Here is a 24,815-nt window from a genome sequence, read left to right on the forward strand (position 1 = left end):
AAACTTAATAAGCAGACATACCTGAACGACCGTGAATTCGCCCCGAACTCAACAAGCCATCATAGTGTCTCATCAACAAATGGCTTTCTATCTGCTGCAAAGTATCCAAAACCACACCTACCAAAATAAGCAGGGAGGTTCCTCCGAAAAACTGTGCAAACTCCGCCTTCACATTCAACAATCCGGCAAACGCAGGCATACAAGCTATGATTGCCAAGGCCAACGAACCCGGCAAAGTGATACGCGACATAATCTGGTCTATGTATTCGGCCGTAGCCTTACCCGGCTTAATACCAGGAATAAAACCATTATTACGCTTCATATCCTCCGCCATCTGCGTAGGATTCAACGTGATGGCAGTATAGAAATATGTAAATGCAATGATTAGCAAAGCAAAAATCACATTATACAATACACTCGTATGGTCTACCATCATTTGCATAAACGGAGTAGCCTGGTCAACAGACGTGAAACCAATCAGCGTAATAGGGATGAACATCAAAGCCTGAGCAAAGATTATCGGCATCACATTCGCAGCAAAAAGCTTCAAAGGAATGTACTGACGGGCTCCACCGAATTGCTGGCCACCGACTACACGCTTAGCATATTGCACCGGAATCTTTCTCGTACCTTGCACCAACAATATTGCTGCGCAAACGACAAATAGAAGTATCACTACCTCTACGATGAACATCAAAAGACCACCACCACTCAAATTATTCAAACGTGCAACGAACTCCTGACCAAATGCCTCCGGCAGACGGGCAATAATACCAATCATGATGATTAATGACACGCCATTACCAATACCCTTGTCTGTAATACGCTCACCTAACCAGAGAATAAACATACTACCGGCTGCCAGAATAATCGTCGAAGTGATCATGAAAGTAGTCCAACTAATAGCAGGACTCAATGCTCCGGCAGACTGCATCTTCAGGTTTGTCAAATATGCAGGAGCTTGCACTAACAGGATAAGTATGGTCAAATAACGCGTGTACTGGTTCATCTTACGCCGGCCGCTCTCACCTTCACGCTGCATCTTCTGAAAAGCGGGAACCGCAATGCCTAACAACTGTATCACAATGGACGCAGAAATATAAGGCATGATTCCCAACGCAAAAATAGATGCGTTAGAAAATGCACCTCCAGAGAACATATTCAGCAAAGACATCAATCCAGCTTCCGTCTGCGTACGCAACGCTGTCAGTTGAGATGGGTCAATTCCCGGCAGGACCACAAACGACCCCAAACGATAGATTGCAATAAACAGAATGGTGATGAGGATCCTTTGTCTAAGATCCTCAATCATCCATATGTTCTTAAAGGTTTCTATTAACTTCTTCATCGAATCAAAGTTTTGTAGCGTTACCACCGGCAGCCTTGATAGCTGCTTCTGCACTCTTAGAGAATGCGTTCGCTTCTACATCAACTTTAGAAGTAAGCTGACCATTACCCAAAATCTTAACCAACTGCTTGGCAGAAGCCAAACCGGCAGCTACGATATCAGCCAAAGTGATTTTCTCCAAATTCTTAGCAGTAGCCAAAGCCTGGATAGCATCAAGGTTTACAGCCTTATACTCCACTCTATTGATGTTCTTGAAACCGAATTTCGGCAAGCGACGTTGCAAAGGCATCTGACCACCTTCGAAACCGATCTTCTTCTTATAACCAGATCTAGCCTTCGCACCCTTGTGACCGCGGGTTGAAGTGCCACCTAAACCGGAACCGGCACCACGCCCTACTCTTTTACGAGTCTTAACCGAACCACAAGCTGGTTTTAAAGTATTTAATTTCATTTCGTATCAGTTTAATAGTAAATAATTAATCTACGACGATTACCAGATGGTGCAATTTCTGAACCATACCGCGAGTTGAGGGAGTGTCTTCTACTTCAACTACCTGATTGATTTTTCTCAATCCCAAAGTATCAAGTGTTCTTTTCTGGTCTTTCGGAGCACCAATTCTACTTTTGATTTGCTTCACTTTTATAGTTGCCATAAAAACCTCCTTATCCTCTAAATACTTTATCCAAATTCACACCACGGTTCTGTGCAATCATCTTGGCATCACGCATTTCAGCCAAGGCCAAAATCGTAGCTTTCACCAAATTGTGAGGATTAGACGACCCCTTAGACTTAGCCAGACAGTCCGTTATACCCACGCTCTCGCACACTGCACGCATGGCACCACCTGCTACCACACCCGTTCCGGTTGATGCAGGCTTGATGAATACTTCAGCACCACCGAACTTTGCTTCCTGCTCGTGAGGCACAGTACCATTCAAAACGGGAACTTTCACCAGATTCTTCTTGGCTGCTTCCACGCCTTTGGCAATAGCTGCTGTTACTTCTCCAGCCTTACCAAGTCCCCAACCAATGATACCATTACCATTACCAACTACAACAATGGCAGCGAAAGTAAACGTTCTACCACCCTTGGTTACCTTGGTAACACGATTGATAGCAACCAATCTGTCTTTTAATTCGATATCACTGCTTATCTTTACTCTATTAATTGCCATAATCCTTTAAAATTTAAGTCCACCGTTACGTGCAGCGTCTGCAACTTCTTTCACTCTACCGTGATACAAGTAACCGTTACGATCGAAAACAACAGTAGTAATACCTGCTTCCAAAGCCTTTTTAGCAATCAACTCCCCTACTTTTGCAGCTTGTTCTTTCTTCGGCATCGTTTCCATACCCAAAGAAGAAGCCGCTACCAAAGTAGTTCCGGTCGTATCGTTAATTATCTGAACATAGATTTGCTTGTTACTTCTAAACACTGACATACGCGGACGTTCAGTAGTACCTGAAATCTTATTGCGTACTCTATACTTGATTTTGATTCGTCTTTCTAATTTCGTTATCATAATCTTACTGTTTTAAAATTACTTAGCACCAGCTGACTTACCAGACTTTCTACGAATCTGCTCGCCAACGAACAAAACACCTTTTCCTTTATATGGTTCAGGCATACGGAAAGAACGAATTTTAGCACAAACTTGTCCCAACAATTGCTTGTCGCAAGACTCCAATATGATAAGAGGATTCTGATTTCTCTCAGATTTTGTCTCTACTTTGATTTCTTTCGGCAACTGAAGGAAGATATTGTGCGTGTACCCCAATGCAAACTCAATCAAGTTGCCCTGATTGCTGGCACGGAAACCCACACCCACAAGTTCCAACTTCTTCACATAACCTTCTGAAACACCTACAACCATATTATGAACCAAAGAACGATACAAACCGTGGAAAGCTTGCTTCTGCTTCATTTCCACAGAATCATTCTGCTCATCAATGGTAAAAACAATCTCAGAATCAACAATCTCAACTTTGATTGAAGGATGTACAGCCTGACTCATCTCTCCTTTCGGTCCCTTTACAGAAACCACATTCTCATCATTCACAGATACTGTAACGCCTGCAGGAATGCTAATCGGTAATTTTCCTATTCTAGACATATTATATCCTCCAATTAATATACATAACAAAGTACTTCACCACCAATCTTCAGGTCAGAAGCTTCCTTGTCAGTCATTACACCTTTAGATGTAGATATGATAGCAATACCCAATCCGTTAATTACTCTCGGCATATCCTTATAACCGGTATACTTACGCATACCCGGTGTAGATACACGGATCAACTTCTTAATTGCGTTGACCTTGTTCACTGAATCATACTTCAGTGCTACCTTGATTGTACCTTGAGGACCATCTTCAACGAACTTATAGTTCAAGATATAGCCCTTCTCAAAAAGGATCTTGGTGATTTCCTTTTTCAAATTCGACGCAGGAACTTCAACCACTCTGTGTTTAGCTTGAATGGCGTTTCTCAAACGCGTCAAATAATCTGCTATTGGATCTGTCATTTTATATAAGAATTAATTAATCGGGACTCTCCCGACAATATTAAATAATAAATTACCAGCTTGACTTTTTTACGCCCGGAATCAAACCACTTGAAGCCATCTCGCGGAATTGGATACGTGATATTCCGAATTGACGCATATAACCTTTCGGACGTCCCGTCAACTTACAACGGTTGTGCAAACGAATAGGATTTGCATTCTTCGGAATCCGCTGCAACTTCTGAGCTGCCTCAAAAGCTTCAACGGGATCACCTGTATTCACGATTTTCTTCAAAGCGGCACGCTTCTCGGCATACTTAGCTACCATCTTGGCTCTCTTAACTTCACGAGCCTTCATTGATTCTTTTGCCATATTGTATTAATCGTTTTTAGCATTTTTAAAAGGCAGACCAAACTCTTTGAGCAAGGCATAACCTTCTTCGTCAGTCTTAGCAGTAGTTACGAACGTAATGTTCATACCAAGAATTCTATCAATCGAATCGATATTGATTTCCGGGAAGATAATCTGTTCCTGAACACCCAAAGTATAGTTTCCACGACCGTCAAACTTGCTTTCGATACCTTTGAAGTCACGGATACGAGGCAAAGCCACACGAATCAACTTCTCCAAGAACTCATACATTCTTTCACGACGCAATGTCACCATTACACCGATTGGCATCTTTTTACGCAATTTGAAGTTTGCAACGTCTTTCTTTGAAACAGTAGCCACTGCTTTCTGGCCTGTGATAGCCGAAATTTCATTAATAGCCACATCAATGATTTTCTTATCGGCAGTAGCCATACCCAATCCCTGATTGATCACAATCTTCTTGAGTACCGGAATCTGCATAGCAGAAGTATAATTGAACTGTTTCATCAAAGCAGGAGCAATACGCTCTGCATATTCTTTTTTAAGGCTCGCAGTATTTCCCATTACTTAATCTCCTCTCCTGATTTTTTAGCATAACGAACCAACTTTCCGTCAGCATTTAATTTTCTACCAATACGCGTCGGTTTGCCAGTCTTCGGGTCCACAACGTTCAAGTTTGAAATATGAATAGGAGCCTCTTGCTTTACAATACCTCCCTGAGGATTCTTTGCGCTCGGCTTCTGGCTCTTAGAAACCATATTCAGACCTTCTACGATGGCACGGCGTTTATCCACAAACACCTTCAACACCTTACCAGTCCGGCCTTTGTCTTCACCGGCATTTACGTAAACTGTATCGCCTTTTTTAATATGTAACTTACTCATTACTTTATTTCTTAAAATTAAAGTACTTCAGGTGCCAAAGAAACGACTTTCATGTTTGCAGCACGCAACTCACGGGCAACCGGGCCGAAAATACGACTTCCTCTCAATTCACCAGCGTTATTCAGAAGAACGCAGGCATTATCATCAAAACGGATATACGAACCGTCAGCACGACGGATCTCCTTTTTAGTACGTACAATCAAAGCCTTTGATACTGCACCTTTTTTAATATCACTTGACGGAATGACGCTCTTGACAGAGACAACAATCACATCACCTACAGAAGCATAACGTCTTCTCGTTCCGCCTAAAACGCGGATACAAAGAGCTTCACGAGCACCGCTATTATCTGCAACAACTAATCTAGATTCTGCTTGTATCATAATTACTTAGCTCTTTCTACGATTTCTACAACTCTCCAAGTCTTCGTCTTGCTCAAAGGACGAGTCTCCATAATCAACACAGTATCACCAACGTGACAGTCATTCTTCTCGTCATGAGCATGGTATTTCTTCGTCTTGGAAACGAACTTACCATAAATCGGGTGTTTCTCTTTAAACTTAGCAGCTACAACAATGGTCTTATCCATTTTGTCGCTGATTACAACACCTGTTCTTGTCTTTCTTAAATTTCTAGCTTCCATGTGGACCATTATTATTTGTTAAGTTCTCTCTGACGCAATACGGTCTTCATACGGGCAATATTACGACGTGCAGCCTTAATCTGTGCAGGATTCTCCAACGGAGAGACAGAATGGTTTAACAGCATCTGAGTGTAATTCGCTTCTTCTGTCTGAATACGCTCAGCCAATTCATTGGTCGCTAATTCTCTAATTTCTGCAATCTTCATAATCAAGCGTTTTTATCGTAATCACGTCTAACAATAAACTTAGTTGTAACCGGAAGTTTCTGCGCAGCAAGACGCAAAGCCTCCTTTGCAATCTCATAAGAGACACCTTCCACCTCAAAAATAATACGTCCCGGAGTAATAGGGAATACATATCCCACGGGGTCACCCTTTCCTTTACCCATACGTACATCAGCCGGCTTCTTCGTTACAGGCTTATCAGGGAAGATACGAATCCAAATCTGACCTTCACGCTGCATGTAACGGGTCACAGCAATACGGGCAGCCTCTATCTGACGACCGGTAATCCAGTGTGTTTCGAGAGACTTAATACCGAACGTTCCGAAAGCCAATTGGTTACCGCGCTGAGCATTACCTTTGCAACGGCCCTTCTGCGGTCTTCTATATTTTGTTCTTTTCGGTTGTAACATAATTCCTAAAATTCAAATTTAACGATTAATGTTCTTCTTCTTACGGAAGTTCTTGCCACCGTTGCCACCACGGCTATTCTCTTTCGTCTGAGCAAAATTCGGAGCCAAATCACGTTTGCCATACACCTCACCGCGGCAGATCCATACCTTAATGCCCAACAAACCGACTTTCGTCAAGGCTTCAGCCTGGCAATAATCTATATCCGCACGGAAGGTGTGCAACGGAGTACGTCCTTCCTTATACATCTCAGAACGCGCCATTTCAGCACCATTCAGACGGCCTGATATCAATATTTTGATACCCTCAGCACCACTTCTCATCGTATTGGCAATAGCCATTTTGATAGCACGACGATAAGCAATCTTACCTTCTACCTGACGGGCGATGTTATTAGCCACAATCACAGCATCAAGTTCGGGCTTCTTAATCTCGAAGATATTGATTTGGATATCCTTATCCGTAATCTTCTTCAACTCCTCCTTCAACTTGTCAACTTCCTGGCCACCTTTACCAATGATCAATCCCGGACGCGCAGTACAAACTGTAATCGTCACGAGTTTCAGCGTACGTTCAATAACGATTCTAGATACGCTAGCCTGAGCCAAACGAGCGTTCAAGTACTTACGAATCTTGCTGTCCTCCAACAAAGAATCACCAAAGTCCTTGCCACCGTACCAGTTAGAATCCCAACCTCTAATAATACCTAATCGGTTGCTTATCGGATTTACTTTCTGTCCCATACCACTTTTAATTAATCATTAGTTTTAGTGCCTACGAACAAAGTCACGTGATTTGAACGTTTGCGAATTCTATAACCTCTACCTTGTGGAGCCGGTCTCATTCTCTTTAACGTAGCGCCACCGTCAACATAAATCTTTGTCACGAACAATTCACCGTCTTCGGCCTTACGTTCGTTCTTTTGTTCCCAGTTTGCAATAGCAGAGCGCAATAACTTCTCTACATCGGCAGAAGCAGCCTTTGAAGAGAACTTCAAAGTACCAAGTGCTCTGTTCACCTCCATGCCGCGAATCATATCCACCACATATCTCATCTTGCGCGGAGAGGAAGGCACATTCTGCAACTTAGCAAAATACTGGGTTTTGAGGGCTTCTTTTCTTTTTTCAGCCGCAATTTTCTTTCTTGCTCCCATTTATATAATTACTTTATTATTTCAAATAATCAACCTGCTTACTTCTTCTTGTTACCAGCATGGCCACCGAACTTACGCGTAGGGGCAAACTCACCCAACTTGTGTCCAACCATATTCTCAGTAACGTAAACAGGAATAAACTTATTTCCGTTGTGAACTGCAATTGTATGACCTACAAAATCAGGAGATATCATTGAAGCTCTGGCCCAAGTCTTTACCACGCTCTTCTTACCGCTCTCATTCATTGCGAGAACTTTCTTTTCGAGCTTTACTTCGATGTATGGACCTTTTTTTAATGAACGACTCATAATTTACTCAGATTTACTTGTTACTTCTTATTACATCTTTCGATAATATACTTGTTGGACTGCTTTTTCGGAGCTCTTGTCTTCAAGCCCTTAGCATACAATCCCTTGCGTGAACGCGGGTGTCCTCCGGACTGACGGCCTTCACCACCACCCATCGGGTGATCAACCGGGTTCATAACCACACCACGGTTATGAGGACGGCGACCCAACCAACGAGAGCGTCCGGCTTTACCAGAACTTTCCAACGCATGATCTGAGTTACCTACGCTACCGACAGTAGCCTTACAAGCACTAAGAATCTGACGAGTCTCACCTGAAGGCAACTTGATGACACAATAACGTCCCTCACGAGAAGTCAACTGTGCAAAATTACCGGCAGAGCGAACGAGCAAGGCACCTTGACCGGGACGCAATTCGATATTGTGAATTACGGTACCGACCGGGATGTTCTCCAAAGGAAGTGCATTACCAATCTCAGGCGCTGCATCCTTTCCAGACATCAACGTGCTGCCTACTTGCAAGCCGTTAGGAGCAATAATATAACGTTTTTCACCATCTGCGTAAAACAACAAAGCAATACGAGCCGAACGGTTCGGATCGTATTCAATCGTCTTCACTACAGCTGGAACACCATCTTTCTCTCTCTTGAAATCAATCAAACGGAACTTTCTCTTGTGACCGCCGCCCAAATAGCGCATTGTCATCTTACCGACATTGTTACGACCACCTGTTGAACGTTTGCCATATACAAGAGACTTTTCTGGTACCGATGCAGTAATCTCTTCAAAAGTACCAATAATCTTGTGTCTCTGCCCTGGTGTTGTGGGCTTAAATTTACGTACTGCCATCTTTTATTTAAATATTGCTGTAAAAATCAATAGTTTCGCCTTCCTTCAAAGTCACAATTGCCTTTTTGTAAGCATTCGTACGACCCTGAATAAGACCAGACTTGGTGTAACGGCTCTTGGATTTACCTGCATATCTACAAGTATTCACCGCTACTACAGTAACATTGTACAAAGCTTCGACTTCTTTCCTAATTTCTAATTTATTAGCCTCAGGACGAACAATGAAGCCGAATTTATTCTGCTTCTCTGTAATTGCGGTCATCTTCTCAGTGACCAACGGTTTAATAATATATCCCATAATGGTTCTCTATTCCTTATTTGGTTAAGATTTCGTCGACAACTTTAAGCGAGTTTTCAGTCACAACCATAACGTCTGCGTTCAATACCTTATAAGTATTCAGCGCAGCCGCAGTCATAACATTAACACGTTCGATGTTACGAGCTGACAAATATACGTTTTTATTTGCACCCGGTAAAACGAACAAGGCTTTCTTGCCATCAACTTTAAGATTATTTATAATTTCTACAAATTGCTTAGTCTTCGGAGCTTCCATAGTAAAGTCCTCAACCACCACAATTGCATTCTCTTTCGCCTTGTAAGACAGAGCCGACTTACGAGCCAAAACCTTAACCTTCTTATTCAATTTGAAACCGTAATCACGAGGCTTAGGACCGAATACACGACCACCACCTACCAATACGGGAGAGTTGATATCACCGCGACGGGCACCGCCACCACCTTTCTGGCGACCTAACTTACGGGTAGAACCGCTCACTTCACTTCTTTCCTTCGACTTAGCCGTACCCTGACGCTGGTTAGCCAAATACTGCTTTACGTCAAGATAAATCACATGGTCATTAGGCTCGATATTGAAGATAGAATCATTCAGAAGAACTTTTCTTCCGGTATCTTCACCCTTGATATTTAATACACTAACTTCCATTACTTTTCAATTATTACGATTGAACCTTTGTAACCGGGCACCGAACCTTTAATAAGGAGCAGATTGTGTTCCGGAATTACTTTTAATACTTGCAAATTTTGTGCAGTTACACGCTCGTTACCCATTTGACCGCCCATACGCAAGCCTTTGAAAACTTTAGCGGGATAAGAACAAGCACCGATAGAACCGGGCTTACGGGCACGGTTGTGCTGACCATGAGTAGTCTGACCTACACCACCGAAACCATGACGCTTAACTACACCCTGGAAGCCTTTACCTTTTGAAGTTCCGATTACATCTACGTAAACGGTTCCTTCAAACATGTCTACCGTAACGGTGTCACCTAAATTCAACTCTTGTTCGAAACCTGTGAACTCGGCCAAGTGTCTCTTGGGAGTAGTACCTGCCTTCTTGAAGTGTCCCATAAGAGGAGCTGTCGTATTCTTCTCCTTAGCTTCCTGGAAACCAAGCTGAACAGCAGCATAACCGTCTTTTTCCACACTCTTAATCTGAGTTACTACACAAGGACCAGCTTCGATAACAGTGCATGGAACATTCTTACCATCGGCACTGAATACGGATGTCATTCCGATTTTCTTTCCTAATAATCCTGGCATTTCAGTTAATTTTTAATAGTACTAAACTTTAATTTCTACTTCTACACCGCTTGGCAATTCAAGCTTCATCAACGCATCCACAGTCTTAGCAGTAGAACTGTAGATATCAATCAATCTCTTGTAAGAAGACAACTCGAACTGTTCACGAGACTTCTTATTAACGAAAGTCGAACGGTTCACCGTAAAAATACGCTTGTGCGTAGGGAGAGGTATCGGACCGCTCACAATCGCACCTGTCACTTTCACTGTCTTCACAATCTTCTCAGCCGACTTGTCTACCAAGTTGTGGTCGTAAGATTTCAGTTTAATTCTGATTTTCTGACTCATTGTTTTATTAATTTGATGATTAATGAAAAGGAAAGAAGGTATACCGATTAAGAGTCATTCGCTAACCGGCACCTTCCATCCAGTTTATTGTTTTTTATACCAAATCGGTACGTCCTTTGATTTCCTCAAGTACTGCCTTAGCGATAGAACTTGACACAGGAGCATGGTGGTCATACGTCATAGAAGACGTAGCCCGGCCGGAAGTGATCGTACGCAAAGCAGTCACGTAACCGAACATTTCTGCCAACGGTACCATTGCCTTCACGATACGGGCACCACTACGGCTGGTATCCATACCTTCAACCTGACCACGACGCTTGTTCAAGTCACCAATCACATCACCCATATTTTCTTCCGGAGTCACAACCTCCAGTTTCATAATAGGCTCCATCAATACGGGCTTAGCCTGAGCACAAGCACTCTTATAAGCCTGTAATGCACAGATTTCGAAAGACAACTGGTCTGAGTCAACCGGGTGGAACGAACCATCGAGCAATTCTACTTTCAAGCTGTCCATCGGGAAACCACCCAAAATACCATTCTTCATCGCACTCTCGAAACCTTTCTGTACGGAAGGAATGAATTCCTTAGGAATATTACCGCCAGTCACCTTGTTCTCGAACTGCAAGCCGCCTTCTTTGTAGTCCTCATCTACCGGACCTACGTTTACGATAATATCGGCAAACTTACCACGACCTCCGGACTGTTTCTTGTACACCTCACGCAAGTTGACTGTCTTAGTGATAGCCTCCTTGTAATTCACCTGAGGTTTACCTTGGTTACACTCTACCTTAAACTCACGTTTCAAACGGTCGATAATAATATCCAAATGCAACTCACCCATACCGGAAATTACCGTCTGGCCAGTCTGCTCGTCAGTCTTCACAGTGAATGTAGGATCTTCTTCGGCCAACTTTGCCAAACCGTTAGACAGCTTGTCCAAGTCTTTCTGCGTTTTCGGCTCTACCGCAATACCGATAACCGGATCCGGGAAGTCCATAGACTCCAATACGATAGGAGCATCCTCATCGCACAAAGTATCACCCGTACGGATATCCTTGAAACCGACACCGGCACCGATATCACCGGCACCGATAACTTCAACCGGATTCTGATGATTTGAATGCATCTGGAACAAACGTGAAACACGCTCTTTCTTACCGGAACGAGAATTATAAATATATGAACCGGCCTCTACCTTACCCGAATAAACACGGATAAATGTCAGACGGCCTACATACGGGTCGGTGGCAATCTTAAACGCCAAAGCCGAAGTCTTTTCCTCGTCCGACGGCTTGCGATCTTCTTCAGCACCTGTATCCGGATTTGTACCTACAACATTCGGCGTATCCAACGGGGAAGGCAAGAAAGCACAAACATAATCCAACAACGTCTGTACGCCCTTGTTCTTGAACGAAGAACCGCAAAGCATAGGAGTCACTTCCATCGCTACGGTTGCGGCACGCAAAGCCCGGAGAATTTCCTCTTCGGTAATTGTGGAAGGATCGTCGAAGTACTTGTTCATCAGCTCATCGTCGAACTCAGCCACTTTCTCCAACATCTTATCTCTCCACTCTTCTGCTTCAGCCTGCAAGTCTGCGGGGATTTCCTCTACGGAGTAATCCGCTCCCATCGTCTCGTCGTGCCACAAGATAGCCTTCATCTTAATCAAATCGACTACCCCTTTGAAGTTTTCCTCCGCACCGATAGGAATCACAACCGGACAAGGATTAGCACCCAAAACGTCCTTCATCTGGCGTACAACCTCAAAGAAGTCAGCACCAGAACGGTCCATCTTGTTGACATACCCCATACGCGGTACATTATACTTGTCAGCCTGACGCCATACCGTTTCAGACTGCGGTTCAACACCACCTACAGCACAGTATGCAGCCACGGCACCATCCAACACACGCAACGAACGTTCTACCTCTGCAGTAAAGTCCACGTGTCCCGGAGTATCGATCAAGTTAATTTTATAGGTTTGACCATTCCATTTCCAACGAGTTGTCGTAGCAGCCGAAGTAATAGTAATACCGCGCTCCTGCTCCTGAGCCATCCAGTCCATCGTAGCAGCACCATCGTGCACCTCTCCGATCTTATGCGTAAGACCGGTATAGAAAAGAATACGCTCTGAAGTCGTTGTCTTACCGGCATCAATATGAGCCATGATACCGATATTACGGGTCAAATGTAAATCTTGCTTTGCCATTGTTAGCTACTTTAATAAAAATTAGAATCTAAAGTGTGCGAATGCACGGTTAGCCTCGGCCATACGGTGCATATCTTCCTTACGCTTGAAAGCACCACCCTGTTCATTGTAAGCATCCATGATTTCTGCGGCCAATTTGTCTGCCATGGTCTTTCCGCCACGCTTACGGGCAAAAAGAATCAAATTCTTCATTGAAACAGACTCCTTACGCTCAGGACGGATTTCCGTCGGCACCTGGAATGTAGCACCACCGACACGGCGAGACTTCACCTCCACCTGCGGAGTCACATTATCCAAAGCGGCTTTCCAAATCTCCAATGCACTTTTCTCTTCGTTGGCCATTTTAGCCTTCACGGTTTCAAGTGCTGCATAGAAAATCTCATACGAGAGATTCTTCTTGCCATCATACATCAAATGGTTTACAAACTTAGAAACTTTAACATCGTTAAAGACAGGATCCGGAAGGATCACACGTTTTTTTGGTTTTGCTTTTCTCATTTCAAAAAGTTTTTTCAGTTTGGCTGTACTTCGATAATCTTCAACCCTCCCTCCGGAGCATTTACTCAACCTTTAGCTCAACAAACCAAAACTAATAAATAATAGATTCTTTACAATCAAATGATTTACTTCTTACCAGCTTTAGGACGCTTTGCACCATACTTGGAACGACGCTGCGTGCGGTTAGCCACACCGGCCGTATCCAAAGTACCACGTACGATGTGGTAACGAACACCCGGGAGGTCTCTCACACGACCGCCACGTACCAATACGATAGAGTGTTCCTGCAAGTTATGACCTTCACCCGGAATGTAAGAGTTCACTTCCTTCATGTTAGTCAAACGCACACGAGCGACCTTACGCATCGCTGAATTAGGTTTCTTCGGTGTGGTAGTGTACACACGGACACAAACACCGCGACGCTGAGGACAGTTGTCCAACGCCGGTGATTTGCTCTTTTCTACCAACACTGTTCTACCTTTTCTTACCAATTGTTGAATAGTAGGCATTGTCTTTGTTTTTTAAATTATATATATTGTTATTTATATGATGCAAATTCGTAAAAGTCCACATTAAGGGCTTTCAGGCCGCAAAGTTACGAATTTTATTCCAATACACAATGTGTTTTCCTCTTATTTAAAGGTTAGCCCCCATACAAAGCCTCCTACGGCATAGTATTTTAACTTATTTTTCACCGAAAAAGTGTTTTTTACGGATTCAAGGCAAAAAAAGAAGGAGGACTAAGCCTCCCCTTTATTGATTTTGAACGGAGCCACCGTACGAGGTCCGCCCTGATGCATATCTATTTCTCCGAAGTTGTGTTCGTACTTATTAATATTGTCCTGCAAGGCATAAAGCAAACGTTTGGCATGCTCCGGAGCCATGACGATACGGGATTTCACATTAGCTTTAGGCAATCCCGGCATCATGCACACGAAGTCTATAATCACCTCGGACGTGGAGTGCGCAATCATGGCCAAGTTTGCGTATGTTCCCTGAGCTACTTCCGGACTAATCTCTATTTGCAGCATACCTTCCTGCTGCGGTTTTTCTTCATTACTCATAATCGTTAGAATTTATATTTCATATACCTATTTATATATAGGCACAAATATAGGCATTTTCTCCCGTAACGACAATATGCGGACTAAAAAAGCCATGCCAATTCTCCAACTGCCATATCAAGGCCATCGTGTTTTGCCCCATATATCCCATTGTACAGAAAGCCCGTAATACTATCACTTCCCCCAAAGCATTCTCGGGAGCCTTTTCACCTGACAAAATAAAAGCTAAAAGTACGTTTTCTTATGCTACAAGCAAGTAAAAGGGAACAATACGACAAATATTAAAAAACCAGTAGCAATCATTTAGAGAGGTTTTCATGAATAAATATCCAAAAATACACTGAACAAACGAATATTTCACGCATATATGCAAATCGTTCACAGCCAAACGAAAAATCATTCGGCTGAAAGCGAAAAATCATCTGGCGCAGAATGAGGAAAAGCAGTGTGGGAAAAAGCCCAAAAACGTCCCAAAAATGGGAAAAGATGGACTGAGAACGGCCTGCCAAGAGCCAGAACGGACGTTTCGACATACATTTGGCAACTATCAAAAAGCTCCCGGAAACGCCCTTGCGCTTTACCGGAACGATACACCATGCGCCCAAGCCGACCGGCCTTCCGGCAAAAAGGCAACCTAAGCCCCCATTCCCTTGCAAACAGGAAACCGCAAAACCGATGAGAATCGTTTATTTTCCTCCATGGCCCCACTCGTCCCCAAATGGACGATTCTCACGGGGAGAAACTTACTTTTTGACATTCTGGCGTATCTCTCCCCCGGTGGCTCCCTACACTCATTCATAAGAAATACATCGCCTTTCCGGCATGATACCTTTCATCGACACATAAAACTCGCAGCATGTAGAATTGTTGTAATACTCAACGACATCACTGCCTGAATGTCATACTTCGAAAAAAACATCTGAAAAAGGAGTTATAAAACTGCTTACCCTTCGGTGCACTCCCTCTCATCCCGAATACAATAATATCTTATATAGGCAATCGGAGCAAATCATAACCAAAACATATCTGCAACAAGAGCTGTAATCTGAAAAAATACAGCTCTCGTTGTTATAATATGAAATTCATACGAGCTTCACTAAATGGCGGACAAATACAATTATTTATTGCCTCTGGAATTTTGCAGAATATTTCTGTCCTCTAATATCATAATAGTTCAAGACGTATGTACCCTTCCTCAAAGAACCGATTTGTATAATGGGAGACGGACTCTCTACTTTTCCTTTCAATAAGGGACGAAGCATGTAACCGTCTAAAGGCAGTATCTCATACGAAACTAACAAATGCTTGGACTTACTGCGACTACGTGTATCCTTAATCTGGATTTCATCTCGGAACATCTGCACCTCAAAATTCGATTCTGTAGGTTCCAACGGAGCTATCTCTAATGTCTCACTTCTTACACTACCGTTCTTGTTATAAGCTATGATGGTAAATTTCGAATAAAATTCCTTATCTACCGTTGCCACAAAATATCCTTTTTTGAAGTCATTGACCTCAAATACGCTCGGTACACGGTCGCCTTCATCCAATTGTTCCACAAGGATACGCTCTGTACCTTCCAAGTTCTTTATTCCTATTTTGATGTCTCTCATGTATTCATTGGCTGATACATGGGTGGACACAGCAGGCATAATGCCAGAAAACTTCAGTTCCGTACGTTGTGGCAGGTAGTCCAACACATAATAACGTGTTTTCATTAAGCGAAGCTCCTTATAGCCGTTCCCAACATGAATAATATTTAAATTGCATCGGTTAATTCTACACCGTAAATACCCGTCACAAGTACGTGCATAGTCATTGGCGTCATCATTTATATTTAATTTGTCTAATTCTATTTTTAGATCTGTGGGTATAGGAGGTATAATCTGACTTATTATATCCCACGTACCGTCTTTTTTCAGCAGAGCAACACTAACCCCTTCGCGTGTCAAAAATCCTCCCGGACGATAATTATGGTCGTATGGCTCGCAATAATCATTTATACTAAATGATGTCATATTATACGGGATGTTCACACTTTCCGCAATAGTAGAAGTTCCATTTTGTTCTTGTAATGTATTTATAGCATCAGTCAAATCCAACACCCCATTGTATTCAATTAGATTGCTTGTAGAAGCAGGCACCGAACTATTTTGGTTTACCCCATCTCCTGTTGGATAGTCGGACATGTTCCAATCCAAAAAATTTTCTAATAGATCAGAATAATCGTCCGAGATATCACGTATTACACTACCCTTTCCAAAGTTGTAAGACAATAGCTCTGTTATTTTATAATTAGATTTTGCCACAAACGTATTTAATGAAATTCCGTTTTGCCACACCGGAGGAGCATATAACAACATGTTATTTCCTAAATGAATTTGTCCTTGAGTCGCATCCTTATACGCATCAAATGGGTCAGATGATAAATGCCTATTTACCGCTTGCTCAAAAGGAGTACATCTACTTTCATCCACTGTAAGCGTCTTGTTCACGACGTTGGCCGGAAACTTCCAATAAAAGCCTAACCCTCTGGCAATATCCCGTAGAGCTACAGTTACAAAATCATATTTATTTACCGGAGTAGAATACAATGAAAACGAGAACTCATCTAACATGTCCTCATTATAAGTGATTTCAAAATCAGGTTTGGTGAAAAATGCACTATCCACGTCATAAATGAAACGCTCCTGATATCCTCTCATGTACTCAGAAAACACTACATATTTCACCTGTGTGGGAAGGCAAGTGTACAAATGTCCATATTGGTCTTCCCATTGATACGAGCCTATTTCCATTTTAGATAATGGTTTCTGCCCTCCAGAAGCTCGGATATTTCCAATTTTTGCCGTTATGTCAAAGGGCAATGAAGTAGGTAGTTGTTCTTCCCATATTTTACAGGCGTACTCAAAAGCACCTTTCATCTCATTCGTCCAGTTGCCTTCATACTTTACCCGGAACACGGTTCCACCGGATATTTCACGTACCACTGGTAAGTCTAAACACTTCTCTATGTACTCATCAAAACCATAGGAATACACTTCGTCCAAGTTTTGGCCGTACGCCATCCATCCTGCTGACAGGCAGGAACACAAAACAATAAATCTTTTCATTGCTTCTGAATTTTAGTTGTTATTACTTTGTTTTCCGTGGTTCGGCAAGATACTACATAACATCCTTTGACCAAATCGGATAGTTCCATGTCTTCGCCTCCACTTTGTTTTTTTACTAATATTCCTCCATGTGTATAGACAGAAAGTTCTTGCACCTGCGAACGGTCACCTTCTATTCCCACACAATGGTTTCTAAACACGATACGGATTTGCCTTGTATCATGTGAGATGGTAAAAATAGCGGATGCTTCTTTTTCCAACTCTGCCAAGCGAGATAAAATGCCTAGGTCTTGGATATAATTGGTGGAGCAAAGGGTATCGCAGGCTACTACGCCATACTTGTTAAATACGTTAATGCAATAAAACTGCCCCCAATCAACCAAATTTGTTTTCACACTCCATTCACCGTCACTGACTTTAACTGCGGCCTCCCACATACTATGAAAATATGATTGGGTTGATGGAAATTCAAAATAAAAGGGATCTCCCGTTATAATATAGCACCCGTCACTTCTTTCTGGACGGAAAGAGATGCTAAATTCGGCATTGGGAAAGAAATCATCATATTCCCAATCATATTTGGTATACGTGAATGTTGCTCCAATGATCTTAGCACGTGAGGGCAACAAATTAAAATGAACATTCATACTGTCCACTTTCTCTTGTTCATTCCATAAATAAACCATACCCTTAAAATAAACAGAAGAATCCCCGTCCTCCCCGTAAAAATTATAAGCATAACGCCAATTGATTAACTCAGGATATATGCTAAACGTTTTTGCGCTTTCTTCAGAATGTAAAGCCTCTACTAAAACTGGAGACTCATCCGGAAATATAAGATGTTCTTCCCGGTGCACCTTATAAAGTGCGAAACTCCAATCATACTTTTGTTCATTGCCATCAACATGGAAAGTACATGTATCCCCATCCAAAAAAGCATATCCGTCCGTAACCTTACGTCCGTCTTGCAAGGTAATAATAGAAGAAATTTTCTGAGGCATGTTTTGCTGCAAAAGGCAACAAAGCATGATTATTAATATCATGGTACGTTTCATGGTTTCAAATATTTGGTGGTTTTAACACATCCTTTCTCTGTATAGAACTTAAGAATGTACAATCCCCTTTCTTGCATCCGAAGTTCATTCAGTTGGAGAATATTTCTTATATACCTTCCATGGTCATCGTATACTTCTATATAAGCATATTTGTTTTGTATCTCAGGTTGATTTAATGAAGTCCTCGTCCTTGCGTATTCCACAAATGGAGGCAATTCTATTGTGTATAACTCTTTCCCGTATTTATTTTCAGCCTCAATATCAATCCAAGCATAATTAAACGATATGATATTGGGGATAAAGACATGTGCCATAAATGGCTCATACACAAATCTTCGTCGCACCTCTGGATTATACTCTTCTTCTGTACAAACATATAACATCTCTGCCCCCGAATACTCCACATTAAAAACTAAATTATAATAGTCTAACAAGGTACTACTTTCTTTTTTAATGATGTTCACAGCTCTGATCTGAGGTTTTAATCCCAACGACAAGTAAAATACATCTTCCACCTTTTTCCCATCAAGCAAACCTGTGAACATGATTTTTCCGGGAATATCCCCATCCACATTGACCAAATATTTACTTTCATCGTCCACAGCCCCGATTTGAAAAGACAGTGTATTTACAGCCTGGGAGATGATTGTATCTTTCCCGTTAGGCAGAGACAAGGTATAACACCATTGCGCTTCCGAGATTATTCCTCCAGACGTTTTTTTGAGAGAAAAACTGTGCCCCTCATAGGCAGAAGCCATACCCGTATCGTCTATTCCCTGCCCCACAATTTCTACAGTTTTGGGAGTATCCAATCCCCATCCTATAGCATTTAAAAGTTCCACTGTGGTAGCATCAACAGTAAATGGCTTGGTTCCCGTTTTCAAATCATAGTGCATTAGTGATTCCGAATTATCCAAGTAAATCAATGATTTGTAGATTTCAAACTTTTCCGGAGCATACAATTTGTGCCTGTCATCCTGCTTTAATGCATACAAGTACGTTCCTTGTTCTGGCTGGACAAATGCTGTCAATTCTGGATTCTCCCGATTTCCTATATTAGAGATATCTTTCAGGTACTTCCCTTGGGATGAAAAGATGAATTCATCAAAGATAGAACAGCCTTCATTTTCGCTAAACGCAATTATATCTTTTCCGCGTATGGTTTTCTGGGTCACACTTGACCCGAATCCTAATGAGACAGCGATAGCACGCATCAATGCGTAGGTCATGCTTCGTGTGGATGCATTGATACTTGTATTGTAACTGCAATCCCAAGGTTTACGTTTGTTGATATAAATCAAAGCATCTACAGGAGTGTTTTCATCATTCATTTCCTTATCGTACAGTTGAGCATACAAACTTTTCGGGTAGTATACATTTTCTTCCGGATAATAAATCACTTCTACCCGCATATCATCATCTGTATCCAAATCTTCATAAAACACCTTGATTTTAATTGGAAACTTGTTGTTCAAGTAAGGTTGCCAAAGTGTAGCCGCAACATTAGCGCAGATTTTTACAGAATCCGGTATACTGGCATCCTTTATATCTATGTCTATCACACCTCTTTGACTGCTACTCAAACGTTTTTCCTTGGACGGTATGGTTTGAGCAATCGAAGCAGATTCGTTTGCCCTGAATTTTTCAGCAAAAATTAAAGTTTCAAAATCCTGTGGCCATGCCTCCGTTGAAAAAAGGAGCATTAAACAACCAAACATCATTTTTAAGACATTGTTCATAACACTATAATTTAGTTTAATATTCGACATGGTAAAGATATGTATTTTTCAGTATACTGCAAAATATTTTCAAAAATATACAATATTACTCGCTTTTTATTAAAACAGACATTTGGGATAATATAGATGATTCCGACTTACTACCTTATACCTTAAAGAACTATTTGGTTTCGAATCCACCTTATCGAAAACAAGAAAAAGCCGCTCCGGAAATTCCGGAACGGCTTTTTCTTACTACTGGCTAAAAGCAGTCTATTTTACTCATCCAAATCAAGGATAGACTTACGATTGGCCATCAGGCGGTCGTACTCCTCCTTGCAGCCTACGACAATCTTGCCGAACTCACGAAGTCCCGTACCTGCCGGTATCAGATGACCACAGATGACGTTCTCCTTCATACCTTCGAGTTTATCGGTCTTTCCATTGATGGCCGCGTCATTCAGCACCTTCGTCGTTTCCTGGAAGGAAGCTGCCGACATGAAGCTCGAAGTCTGTAATGCCGCACGGGTAATACCTTGCAGAATCTGGATTGAGGTGGCCGGCATGGCGTCACGTACCTGCACCAACTTCAAATCCTTACGTTTCAACGTAGAATTCTCGTCACGCAACTTACGGGCCGTCACAATCATACCTTTTTGCATCGTTTCCGAGTCACCGGCATCCACCACGACTTTCTTGCCCCAAATGCGGTCGTTCTCTTCCGCGAAATCGAGCTTGTCCACAATCTGCTGCTCCAAGAATCGAGTGTCGCCCGGTTCGTCAATCTGCACCTTACGCATCATCTGACGGACAATCACCTCAAAGTGCTTGTCGTTAATCTTCACACCTTGCAAACGGTACACGTCCTGTATCTCGTTCACGATATATTCCTGCACCGCCGTAGGACCTTTAATGGCCAAAATGTCGGCTGGCGTAGTGGCACCGTCTGATAGTGGAGTTCCGGCACGTACGTAGTCGTTCTCTTGTACCAGAATCTGCTTGGACAACGGTACGAGATACTTCTTCACTTCACCCAACTTGGAAGTGACGATAATCTCACGGTTACCGCGTTTCAGTTTACCCATCGTGATCTCACCGTCGATTTCCGAAACGACAGCGGGATTAGACGGATTACGCGCTTCGAACAACTCGGTCACACGCGGAAGACCTCCCGTGATGTCGCCGGCTTTACCTACGGCACGCGGAATCTTCACCAATACGTCTCCGGCTTTGACAATCTGCTTATCCTCAATAGCCAAGTGTCCGCCGATGGGGAAGTTATACGTACGAATCAGCTCTCCGTTCTCGTCCAAGATATGAGCCGAAGGAACCTTCGTCCTGTCTTTTGACTCTATGATGATCATCTCGCGCAGACCCGTCGTCTCATCGGCTTCCACACGATAAGTCACACCTTCTATCACGTCTTCAAACTGAATCTTACCCGGAGTTTCCGTCACGATAACCGCGTTAAACGGATCCCACTTGGCTATCAGCTTGCCTTTCTCTACTTTATCTCCTTCGTTCACATACAAAGTAGAACCGTAAGGCACATTTTGCGTGAAGAGGACAATATCGGTATTCACGTCGACGAAGCGGACCTCGGCCAAACGTCCTACCACCATCTTGGCTGCATTTCCGGTCTCATCGGTAATATCTACCGTACGCAACTCTTCGAACTCTACCTTCGAATCGTACTTCGCGACGATAGATGCATTGGCTGCCGCATTCGAAGCCACACCACCGGCATGGAACGTACGCAACGTCAACTGTGTACCCGGCTCACCGATGGACTGGGCGGCAATCACGCCGACCGCCTCGCCTTTCTGTACCATCCGGCTCGTAGCCAAGTTGCGGCCATAGCACTTCATGCAGACTCCCTTACGGCTCTCGCAAGTCAATACGGAACGGATTTCCACACTCTCGATCGGAGAGTCTTCGATTTCCTGTGCCTTGTCTTCCGTGATTTCCTCCCCGGCGGAAACAATCAACTTACCCGTCGTAGGATTGATAATATCATGCACGGACACACGTCCTAGAATACGTTCGTAAAGTGAAGAAATGACTTCATCGCCGTTCTTCAAAGCCGTACATACCAGACCGCGCAACGTACCGCAATCCTCTTCCGTGATAATCACGTCGTGGGATACGTCTACAAGACGACGCGTCAAGTAACCGGCATCGGCTGTCTTCAAGGCCGTATCGGCCAAACCCTTACGGGCACCGTGGGTAGAAATGAAGTACTCCAACACGCTCATGCCTTCCTTGAAGTTGGAAAGAATCGGGTTTTCGATAATCTGGGCACCTTCGGCTCCGGCTTTCTGGGGCTTGGCCATCAAACCACGCATACCGGAAAGCTGGCTGATCTGTCCGGCAGAACCACGGGCTCCGGAATCCAACATCATATATACGGCATTGAAACCCTGGTCGGCTTCTTTCATGGTCTTCATCAAGACCTTGGAAAGGTCATTGTTGACGTGTGTCCAAGTATCGATGACCTGGTTATAACGTTCGTTGTCCGTGATGAAACCCATACCATAATCATTGGCAATGCGTTCCACTTCTTCGTTTCCGCGACGAACCAGTTCCTCTTTTTCTTCCGGAATGATAATATCACCCAAGTTGAACGACAAACCGCCCACGTATGCCATACGATAACCCAGATTCTTGATACCGTCCAGGAATTCGCAGGCACGAGCCACACCTACCGTCTTGATCACGTCGGTGATGATGCCGCGCAAAGTCTTTTTGGAAATGATGTCATTGAAATAACCGACTTCTTCCGGTATGATTTCGTTGACAATCACACGGCCTACGGACGTTTCCACCATCTTCTTTTCCAGCTCGCCATTCGCATTCAGGTCCTTTACCACAACTTTAATAGGCGCATGAATGTCTACACGCTTCTCATTGTAAGCAATGATAGCCTCTTCGGGACCATAGAATGTCAAACCTTCGCCCTTAGAACCGGGACGGAGCTTGGTAATATAGTACAAGCCCAACACCATATCCTGAGAAGGCACCGTAATCGGCGCACCGTTTGCCGGATTCAGGATATTATGAGACTGCAACATCAGAATCTGAGCTTCCAGAATCGCTTCGTTGCTCAAAGGCAAATGCACAGCCATCTGGTCACCGTCGAAGTCGGCATTGAACGCCGTACAAGCCAACGGATGCAACTGGATAGCCTTACCTTCTATCATCTTGGGTTGGAAAGCCTGGATACCCAAGCGGTGCAATGTCGGAGCACGGTTCAACAACACCGGGTGTCCTTTCATCACGTATTCCAAAATATCCCAAATCACAGGCTCCTTGCGGTCTACAATCTTCTTGGCAGACTTCACGGTCTTCACGATACCGCGTTCTATAAGCTTACGGATGATGAACGGCTTATAAAGTTCTGCGGCCATCAATTTAGGCAGACCACATTCTCCCATCTTCAACTCCGGTCCTACAACGATAACCGAACGGGCTGAATAGTCCACACGCTTACCCAACAGGTTCTGACGGAAACGGCCTTGCTTACCTTTCAACGAATCGGAAAGGGACTTCAAAGGACGGTTGGCATCCGTCTTTACCGCACTGGACTTGCGGGAGTTGTCGAACAAGCTGTCCACGGCCTCTTGCAACATACGTTTCTCATTACGCAAAATCACCTCGGGAGCTTTGATTTCAATCAGTCGCTTCAGACGGTTGTTACGGATAATGACACGACGATACAAGTCGTTCAAGTCGGAAGTGGCAAAACGGCCGCCATCCAACGGAACCAACGGACGCAGTTCGGGCGGAATCACCGGAAGGATTTTCATAATCATCCATTCGGGCTTATTGCGTCCCCGACTGGCACGGAAAGACTCAACCACCTGCAACCGCTTCAGGGCTTCGGTCTTACGCTGCTGGGCCGTATCGGCATTGGCACTGTCACGCAATTCGTATGACAATTTATCCAAATCCAAACGGAGCAAAAGGTCATAAATGGCCTCTGCACCCATCTTGGCTATGAACTTATTAGGATCCGAATCATCCAAATACTGGTTCTCTTTGGGAAGTTTCTCCAGATAATCCAAATATTCATCTTCGGTCAACAAGTCATTGGCTGCGATTCCTTCTTCGGCCAGCACGCCCGGCTGAATGACTATATAACGTTCGTAGTAAATGACTGCATCCAGCTTCTTTGTCGGTATTCCCAACAGATAACCGATTTTGTTCGGTAACGAACGAAAATACCAGATATGAGCCACAGGCACCACCAATGCAATGTGTCCTGAACGTTCGCGACGTACCTTCTTTTCTGTTACTTCCACGCCACAACGGTCGCAGACAATACCCTTATAACGAATCCGTTTATACTTTCCGCAATGGCATTCATAATCCTTCGTCGGACCAAAAATACGCTCGCAGAACAAACCGTCACGTTCGGGTTTATAGGTACGATAGTTAATGGTTTCGGGTTTCAAAACCTCACCATACGAATTTTCCAGGATTTCTTCGGGCGAAGCCAATCCGATGGTTATCTTCGTAAAGTTACTCTTTATTTTAGATTCTTTTCTAAAAGCCATATTCTGTTATTAATAAAA

At 43.3% G+C, this 24,815-nt stretch carries 30 protein-coding genes; all 30 read right to left on the reverse strand.

Annotated features, from left to right (window positions below):
• Positions 1-4 precede the first annotated feature (4 nt).
• The 30 genes from secY to rpoC all read right to left on the reverse strand — a co-directional run bounded on the left by secY (position 5) and on the right by rpoC (position 24,797).
• On the reverse strand, positions 5-1,348 hold the full coding sequence (secY, locus tag HMPREF9441_RS16555) for a preprotein translocase subunit SecY (protein ID WP_008623106.1): 1,344 nt from the start codon (positions 1,346-1,348) through the stop codon (positions 5-7).
• Between the two features lie 4 nt (positions 1,349-1,352).
• Positions 1,353-1,799, reverse strand: a complete 447-nt coding sequence (gene rplO / locus HMPREF9441_RS16560; protein ID WP_008623108.1) for a 50S ribosomal protein L15 — start codon at positions 1,797-1,799, stop codon at positions 1,353-1,355.
• Positions 1,800-1,824: 25 nt separating this feature from the next.
• Complete coding sequence (gene rpmD, locus HMPREF9441_RS16565; RefSeq protein WP_008623109.1) at positions 1,825-2,001, reverse strand: 50S ribosomal protein L30; 177 nt, start codon at positions 1,999-2,001, stop codon at positions 1,825-1,827.
• A gap of 10 nt (positions 2,002-2,011) precedes the next feature.
• Complete coding sequence (rpsE, locus tag HMPREF9441_RS16570) at positions 2,012-2,524, reverse strand: 30S ribosomal protein S5 (RefSeq protein ID WP_008623110.1); 513 nt, start codon at positions 2,522-2,524, stop codon at positions 2,012-2,014.
• A 6-nt stretch (positions 2,525-2,530) separates the two neighbouring features.
• The gene (gene rplR / locus HMPREF9441_RS16575; RefSeq protein WP_008623112.1) at positions 2,531-2,872 is read right to left on the reverse strand and encodes a 50S ribosomal protein L18; all 342 of its coding nucleotides are present in this window, start codon (positions 2,870-2,872) and stop codon (positions 2,531-2,533) included.
• Positions 2,873-2,890: 18 nt separating this feature from the next.
• On the reverse strand, positions 2,891-3,463 hold the full coding sequence (gene rplF, locus HMPREF9441_RS16580) for a 50S ribosomal protein L6 (protein ID WP_008623114.1): 573 nt from the start codon (positions 3,461-3,463) through the stop codon (positions 2,891-2,893).
• 14 nt (positions 3,464-3,477) lie between these two features.
• Complete coding sequence (gene rpsH / locus HMPREF9441_RS16585; protein ID WP_008623116.1) at positions 3,478-3,873, reverse strand: 30S ribosomal protein S8; 396 nt, start codon at positions 3,871-3,873, stop codon at positions 3,478-3,480.
• Positions 3,874-3,925: 52 nt separating this feature from the next.
• A complete protein-coding gene (gene rpsN, locus HMPREF9441_RS16590) occupies positions 3,926-4,225 on the reverse strand; it encodes a 30S ribosomal protein S14 (protein ID WP_008623118.1) in 300 nt (99 codons plus the stop codon).
• Between the two features lie 6 nt (positions 4,226-4,231).
• Positions 4,232-4,789, reverse strand: a complete 558-nt coding sequence (gene rplE / locus HMPREF9441_RS16595; RefSeq protein ID WP_008623120.1) for a 50S ribosomal protein L5 — start codon at positions 4,787-4,789, stop codon at positions 4,232-4,234.
• Positions 4,789-5,109 carry a 50S ribosomal protein L24 gene (gene rplX, locus HMPREF9441_RS16600; RefSeq protein ID WP_008623121.1) on the reverse strand — a complete coding sequence of 107 codons (321 nt, stop codon included), beginning with the start codon at positions 5,107-5,109 and terminating at the stop codon, positions 4,789-4,791. The genes rplE and rplX overlap by 1 nt, the downstream gene beginning before the upstream one ends.
• Before the next feature lie 17 nt (positions 5,110-5,126).
• Positions 5,127-5,492 carry a 50S ribosomal protein L14 gene (gene rplN, locus HMPREF9441_RS16605; RefSeq protein ID WP_008623122.1) on the reverse strand — a complete coding sequence of 122 codons (366 nt, stop codon included), beginning with the start codon at positions 5,490-5,492 and terminating at the stop codon, positions 5,127-5,129.
• A gap of 2 nt (positions 5,493-5,494) precedes the next feature.
• Positions 5,495-5,752, reverse strand: coding sequence for a 30S ribosomal protein S17 (gene rpsQ / locus HMPREF9441_RS16610; protein ID WP_008628166.1), 258 nt, complete (start codon positions 5,750-5,752; stop codon positions 5,495-5,497).
• 11 nt (positions 5,753-5,763) lie between these two features.
• Positions 5,764-5,958: a 50S ribosomal protein L29 gene (rpmC, locus tag HMPREF9441_RS16615; RefSeq protein ID WP_008623124.1), complete on the reverse strand. Its 195-nt coding sequence runs from the start codon at positions 5,956-5,958 to the stop codon at positions 5,764-5,766.
• Between the two features lie 2 nt (positions 5,959-5,960).
• Complete coding sequence (rplP, locus tag HMPREF9441_RS16620) at positions 5,961-6,386, reverse strand: 50S ribosomal protein L16 (RefSeq protein ID WP_008623125.1); 426 nt, start codon at positions 6,384-6,386, stop codon at positions 5,961-5,963.
• A gap of 18 nt (positions 6,387-6,404) precedes the next feature.
• Positions 6,405-7,127, reverse strand: coding sequence for a 30S ribosomal protein S3 (rpsC, locus tag HMPREF9441_RS16625; protein ID WP_008623126.1), 723 nt, complete (start codon positions 7,125-7,127; stop codon positions 6,405-6,407).
• Between the two features lie 11 nt (positions 7,128-7,138).
• Positions 7,139-7,537, reverse strand: coding sequence for a 50S ribosomal protein L22 (rplV, locus tag HMPREF9441_RS16630; RefSeq protein WP_008623129.1), 399 nt, complete (start codon positions 7,535-7,537; stop codon positions 7,139-7,141).
• 38 nt (positions 7,538-7,575) lie between these two features.
• Positions 7,576-7,845 carry a 30S ribosomal protein S19 gene (gene rpsS, locus HMPREF9441_RS16635; RefSeq protein ID WP_008623131.1) on the reverse strand — a complete coding sequence of 90 codons (270 nt, stop codon included), beginning with the start codon at positions 7,843-7,845 and terminating at the stop codon, positions 7,576-7,578.
• 20 nt (positions 7,846-7,865) lie between these two features.
• Positions 7,866-8,693 (reverse strand): 50S ribosomal protein L2, encoded by an 828-nt coding sequence (rplB, locus tag HMPREF9441_RS16640; protein WP_008623133.1) that lies wholly within the window; start codon positions 8,691-8,693, stop codon positions 7,866-7,868.
• A gap of 7 nt (positions 8,694-8,700) precedes the next feature.
• Complete coding sequence (rplW, locus tag HMPREF9441_RS16645; RefSeq protein ID WP_008623135.1) at positions 8,701-8,991, reverse strand: 50S ribosomal protein L23; 291 nt, start codon at positions 8,989-8,991, stop codon at positions 8,701-8,703.
• A 16-nt stretch (positions 8,992-9,007) separates the two neighbouring features.
• Positions 9,008-9,637: a 50S ribosomal protein L4 gene (gene rplD / locus HMPREF9441_RS16650; protein WP_008623141.1), complete on the reverse strand. Its 630-nt coding sequence runs from the start codon at positions 9,635-9,637 to the stop codon at positions 9,008-9,010.
• On the reverse strand, positions 9,637-10,254 hold the full coding sequence (rplC, locus tag HMPREF9441_RS16655) for a 50S ribosomal protein L3 (RefSeq protein ID WP_008623143.1): 618 nt from the start codon (positions 10,252-10,254) through the stop codon (positions 9,637-9,639). Before rplC ends, rplD begins: the two co-directional genes overlap by 1 nt.
• Positions 10,255-10,275: 21 nt before the next feature.
• Positions 10,276-10,581, reverse strand: coding sequence for a 30S ribosomal protein S10 (gene rpsJ, locus HMPREF9441_RS16660; protein ID WP_008623145.1), 306 nt, complete (start codon positions 10,579-10,581; stop codon positions 10,276-10,278).
• A gap of 94 nt (positions 10,582-10,675) precedes the next feature.
• Positions 10,676-12,793: an elongation factor G gene (fusA, locus tag HMPREF9441_RS16665; protein ID WP_008623147.1), complete on the reverse strand. Its 2,118-nt coding sequence runs from the start codon at positions 12,791-12,793 to the stop codon at positions 10,676-10,678.
• A 21-nt stretch (positions 12,794-12,814) separates the two neighbouring features.
• Positions 12,815-13,291: a 30S ribosomal protein S7 gene (rpsG, locus tag HMPREF9441_RS16670; protein WP_008623148.1), complete on the reverse strand. Its 477-nt coding sequence runs from the start codon at positions 13,289-13,291 to the stop codon at positions 12,815-12,817.
• A gap of 125 nt (positions 13,292-13,416) precedes the next feature.
• Positions 13,417-13,800: a 30S ribosomal protein S12 gene (rpsL, locus tag HMPREF9441_RS16675; protein ID WP_008623150.1), complete on the reverse strand. Its 384-nt coding sequence runs from the start codon at positions 13,798-13,800 to the stop codon at positions 13,417-13,419.
• Positions 13,801-14,031: 231 nt separating this feature from the next.
• Entirely contained in the window at positions 14,032-14,355 is a 324-nt protein-coding gene (locus tag HMPREF9441_RS16680; RefSeq protein WP_008623152.1) for a DUF3467 domain-containing protein, read from the reverse strand.
• 1,121 nt (positions 14,356-15,476) lie between these two features.
• Positions 15,477-17,468, reverse strand: coding sequence for a hypothetical protein (locus HMPREF9441_RS16695; RefSeq protein WP_009392360.1), 1,992 nt, complete (start codon positions 17,466-17,468; stop codon positions 15,477-15,479).
• Entirely contained in the window at positions 17,465-18,523 is a 1,059-nt protein-coding gene (locus tag HMPREF9441_RS16700; protein ID WP_008623161.1) for a hypothetical protein, read from the reverse strand. The genes HMPREF9441_RS16695 and HMPREF9441_RS16700 overlap by 4 nt, the downstream gene beginning before the upstream one ends.
• Positions 18,520-20,262, reverse strand: coding sequence for a hypothetical protein (locus HMPREF9441_RS16705; RefSeq protein ID WP_244949825.1), 1,743 nt, complete (start codon positions 20,260-20,262; stop codon positions 18,520-18,522). Before HMPREF9441_RS16705 ends, HMPREF9441_RS16700 begins: the two co-directional genes overlap by 4 nt.
• Before the next feature lie 257 nt (positions 20,263-20,519).
• Positions 20,520-24,797, reverse strand: coding sequence for a DNA-directed RNA polymerase subunit beta' (rpoC, locus tag HMPREF9441_RS16710; RefSeq protein WP_008623167.1), 4,278 nt, complete (start codon positions 24,795-24,797; stop codon positions 20,520-20,522).
• Positions 24,798-24,815 lie beyond the last annotated feature (18 nt).

The organism is Paraprevotella clara YIT 11840 (assembly GCF_000233955.1).
GTDB classification, from domain to species: Bacteria; Bacteroidota; Bacteroidia; order Bacteroidales; family Bacteroidaceae; genus Paraprevotella; species Paraprevotella clara.

Coding starts and splice junctions, on each gene's coding strand:
- secY (WP_008623106.1), bottom strand. CDS start 1,348: ATGAAGAAGTTAATAGAAACCTTTAAGAACATATGGATGATTGAGGAT.
- rplO (WP_008623108.1), bottom strand. CDS start 1,799: ATGAAATTAAATACTTTAAAACCAGCTTGTGGTTCGGTTAAGACTCGT.
- rpmD (WP_008623109.1), bottom strand. CDS start 2,001: ATGGCAACTATAAAAGTGAAGCAAATCAAAAGTAGAATTGGTGCTCCG.
- rpsE (WP_008623110.1), bottom strand. CDS start 2,524: ATGGCAATTAATAGAGTAAAGATAAGCAGTGATATCGAATTAAAAGAC.
- rplR (WP_008623112.1), bottom strand. CDS start 2,872: ATGATAACGAAATTAGAAAGACGAATCAAAATCAAGTATAGAGTACGC.
- rplF (WP_008623114.1), bottom strand. CDS start 3,463: ATGTCTAGAATAGGAAAATTACCGATTAGCATTCCTGCAGGCGTTACA.
- rpsH (WP_008623116.1), bottom strand. CDS start 3,873: ATGACAGATCCAATAGCAGATTATTTGACGCGTTTGAGAAACGCCATT.
- rpsN (WP_008623118.1), bottom strand. CDS start 4,225: ATGGCAAAAGAATCAATGAAGGCTCGTGAAGTTAAGAGAGCCAAGATG.
- rplE (WP_008623120.1), bottom strand. CDS start 4,789: ATGGGAAATACTGCGAGCCTTAAAAAAGAATATGCAGAGCGTATTGCT.
- rplX (WP_008623121.1), bottom strand. CDS start 5,109: ATGAGTAAGTTACATATTAAAAAAGGCGATACAGTTTACGTAAATGCC.
- rplN (WP_008623122.1), bottom strand. CDS start 5,492: ATGATACAAGCAGAATCTAGATTAGTTGTTGCAGATAATAGCGGTGCT.
- rpsQ (WP_008628166.1), bottom strand. CDS start 5,752: ATGGAAGCTAGAAATTTAAGAAAGACAAGAACAGGTGTTGTAATCAGC.
- rpmC (WP_008623124.1), bottom strand. CDS start 5,958: ATGAAGATTGCAGAAATTAGAGAATTAGCGACCAATGAATTGGCTGAG.
- rplP (WP_008623125.1), bottom strand. CDS start 6,386: ATGTTACAACCGAAAAGAACAAAATATAGAAGACCGCAGAAGGGCCGT.
- rpsC (WP_008623126.1), bottom strand. CDS start 7,127: ATGGGACAGAAAGTAAATCCGATAAGCAACCGATTAGGTATTATTAGA.
- rplV (WP_008623129.1), bottom strand. CDS start 7,537: ATGGGAGCAAGAAAGAAAATTGCGGCTGAAAAAAGAAAAGAAGCCCTC.
- rpsS (WP_008623131.1), bottom strand. CDS start 7,845: ATGAGTCGTTCATTAAAAAAAGGTCCATACATCGAAGTAAAGCTCGAA.
- rplB (WP_008623133.1), bottom strand. CDS start 8,693: ATGGCAGTACGTAAATTTAAGCCCACAACACCAGGGCAGAGACACAAG.
- rplW (WP_008623135.1), bottom strand. CDS start 8,991: ATGGGATATATTATTAAACCGTTGGTCACTGAGAAGATGACCGCAATT.
- rplD (WP_008623141.1), bottom strand. CDS start 9,637: ATGGAAGTTAGTGTATTAAATATCAAGGGTGAAGATACCGGAAGAAAA.
- rplC (WP_008623143.1), bottom strand. CDS start 10,254: ATGCCAGGATTATTAGGAAAGAAAATCGGAATGACATCCGTATTCAGT.
- rpsJ (WP_008623145.1), bottom strand. CDS start 10,581: ATGAGTCAGAAAATCAGAATTAAACTGAAATCTTACGACCACAACTTG.
- fusA (WP_008623147.1), bottom strand. CDS start 12,793: ATGGCAAAGCAAGATTTACATTTGACCCGTAATATCGGTATCATGGCT.
- rpsG (WP_008623148.1), bottom strand. CDS start 13,291: ATGAGAAAAGCAAAACCAAAAAAACGTGTGATCCTTCCGGATCCTGTC.
- rpsL (WP_008623150.1), bottom strand. CDS start 13,800: ATGCCTACTATTCAACAATTGGTAAGAAAAGGTAGAACAGTGTTGGTA.
- HMPREF9441_RS16680 (WP_008623152.1), bottom strand. CDS start 14,355: ATGAGTAATGAAGAAAAACCGCAGCAGGAAGGTATGCTGCAAATAGAG.
- HMPREF9441_RS16695 (WP_009392360.1), bottom strand. CDS start 17,468: ATGAAAAGATTTATTGTTTTGTGTTCCTGCCTGTCAGCAGGATGGATG.
- HMPREF9441_RS16700 (WP_008623161.1), bottom strand. CDS start 18,523: ATGAAACGTACCATGATATTAATAATCATGCTTTGTTGCCTTTTGCAG.
- HMPREF9441_RS16705 (WP_244949825.1), bottom strand. CDS start 20,262: ATGAACAATGTCTTAAAAATGATGTTTGGTTGTTTAATGCTCCTTTTT.
- rpoC (WP_008623167.1), bottom strand. CDS start 24,797: ATGGCTTTTAGAAAAGAATCTAAAATAAAGAGTAACTTTACGAAGATA.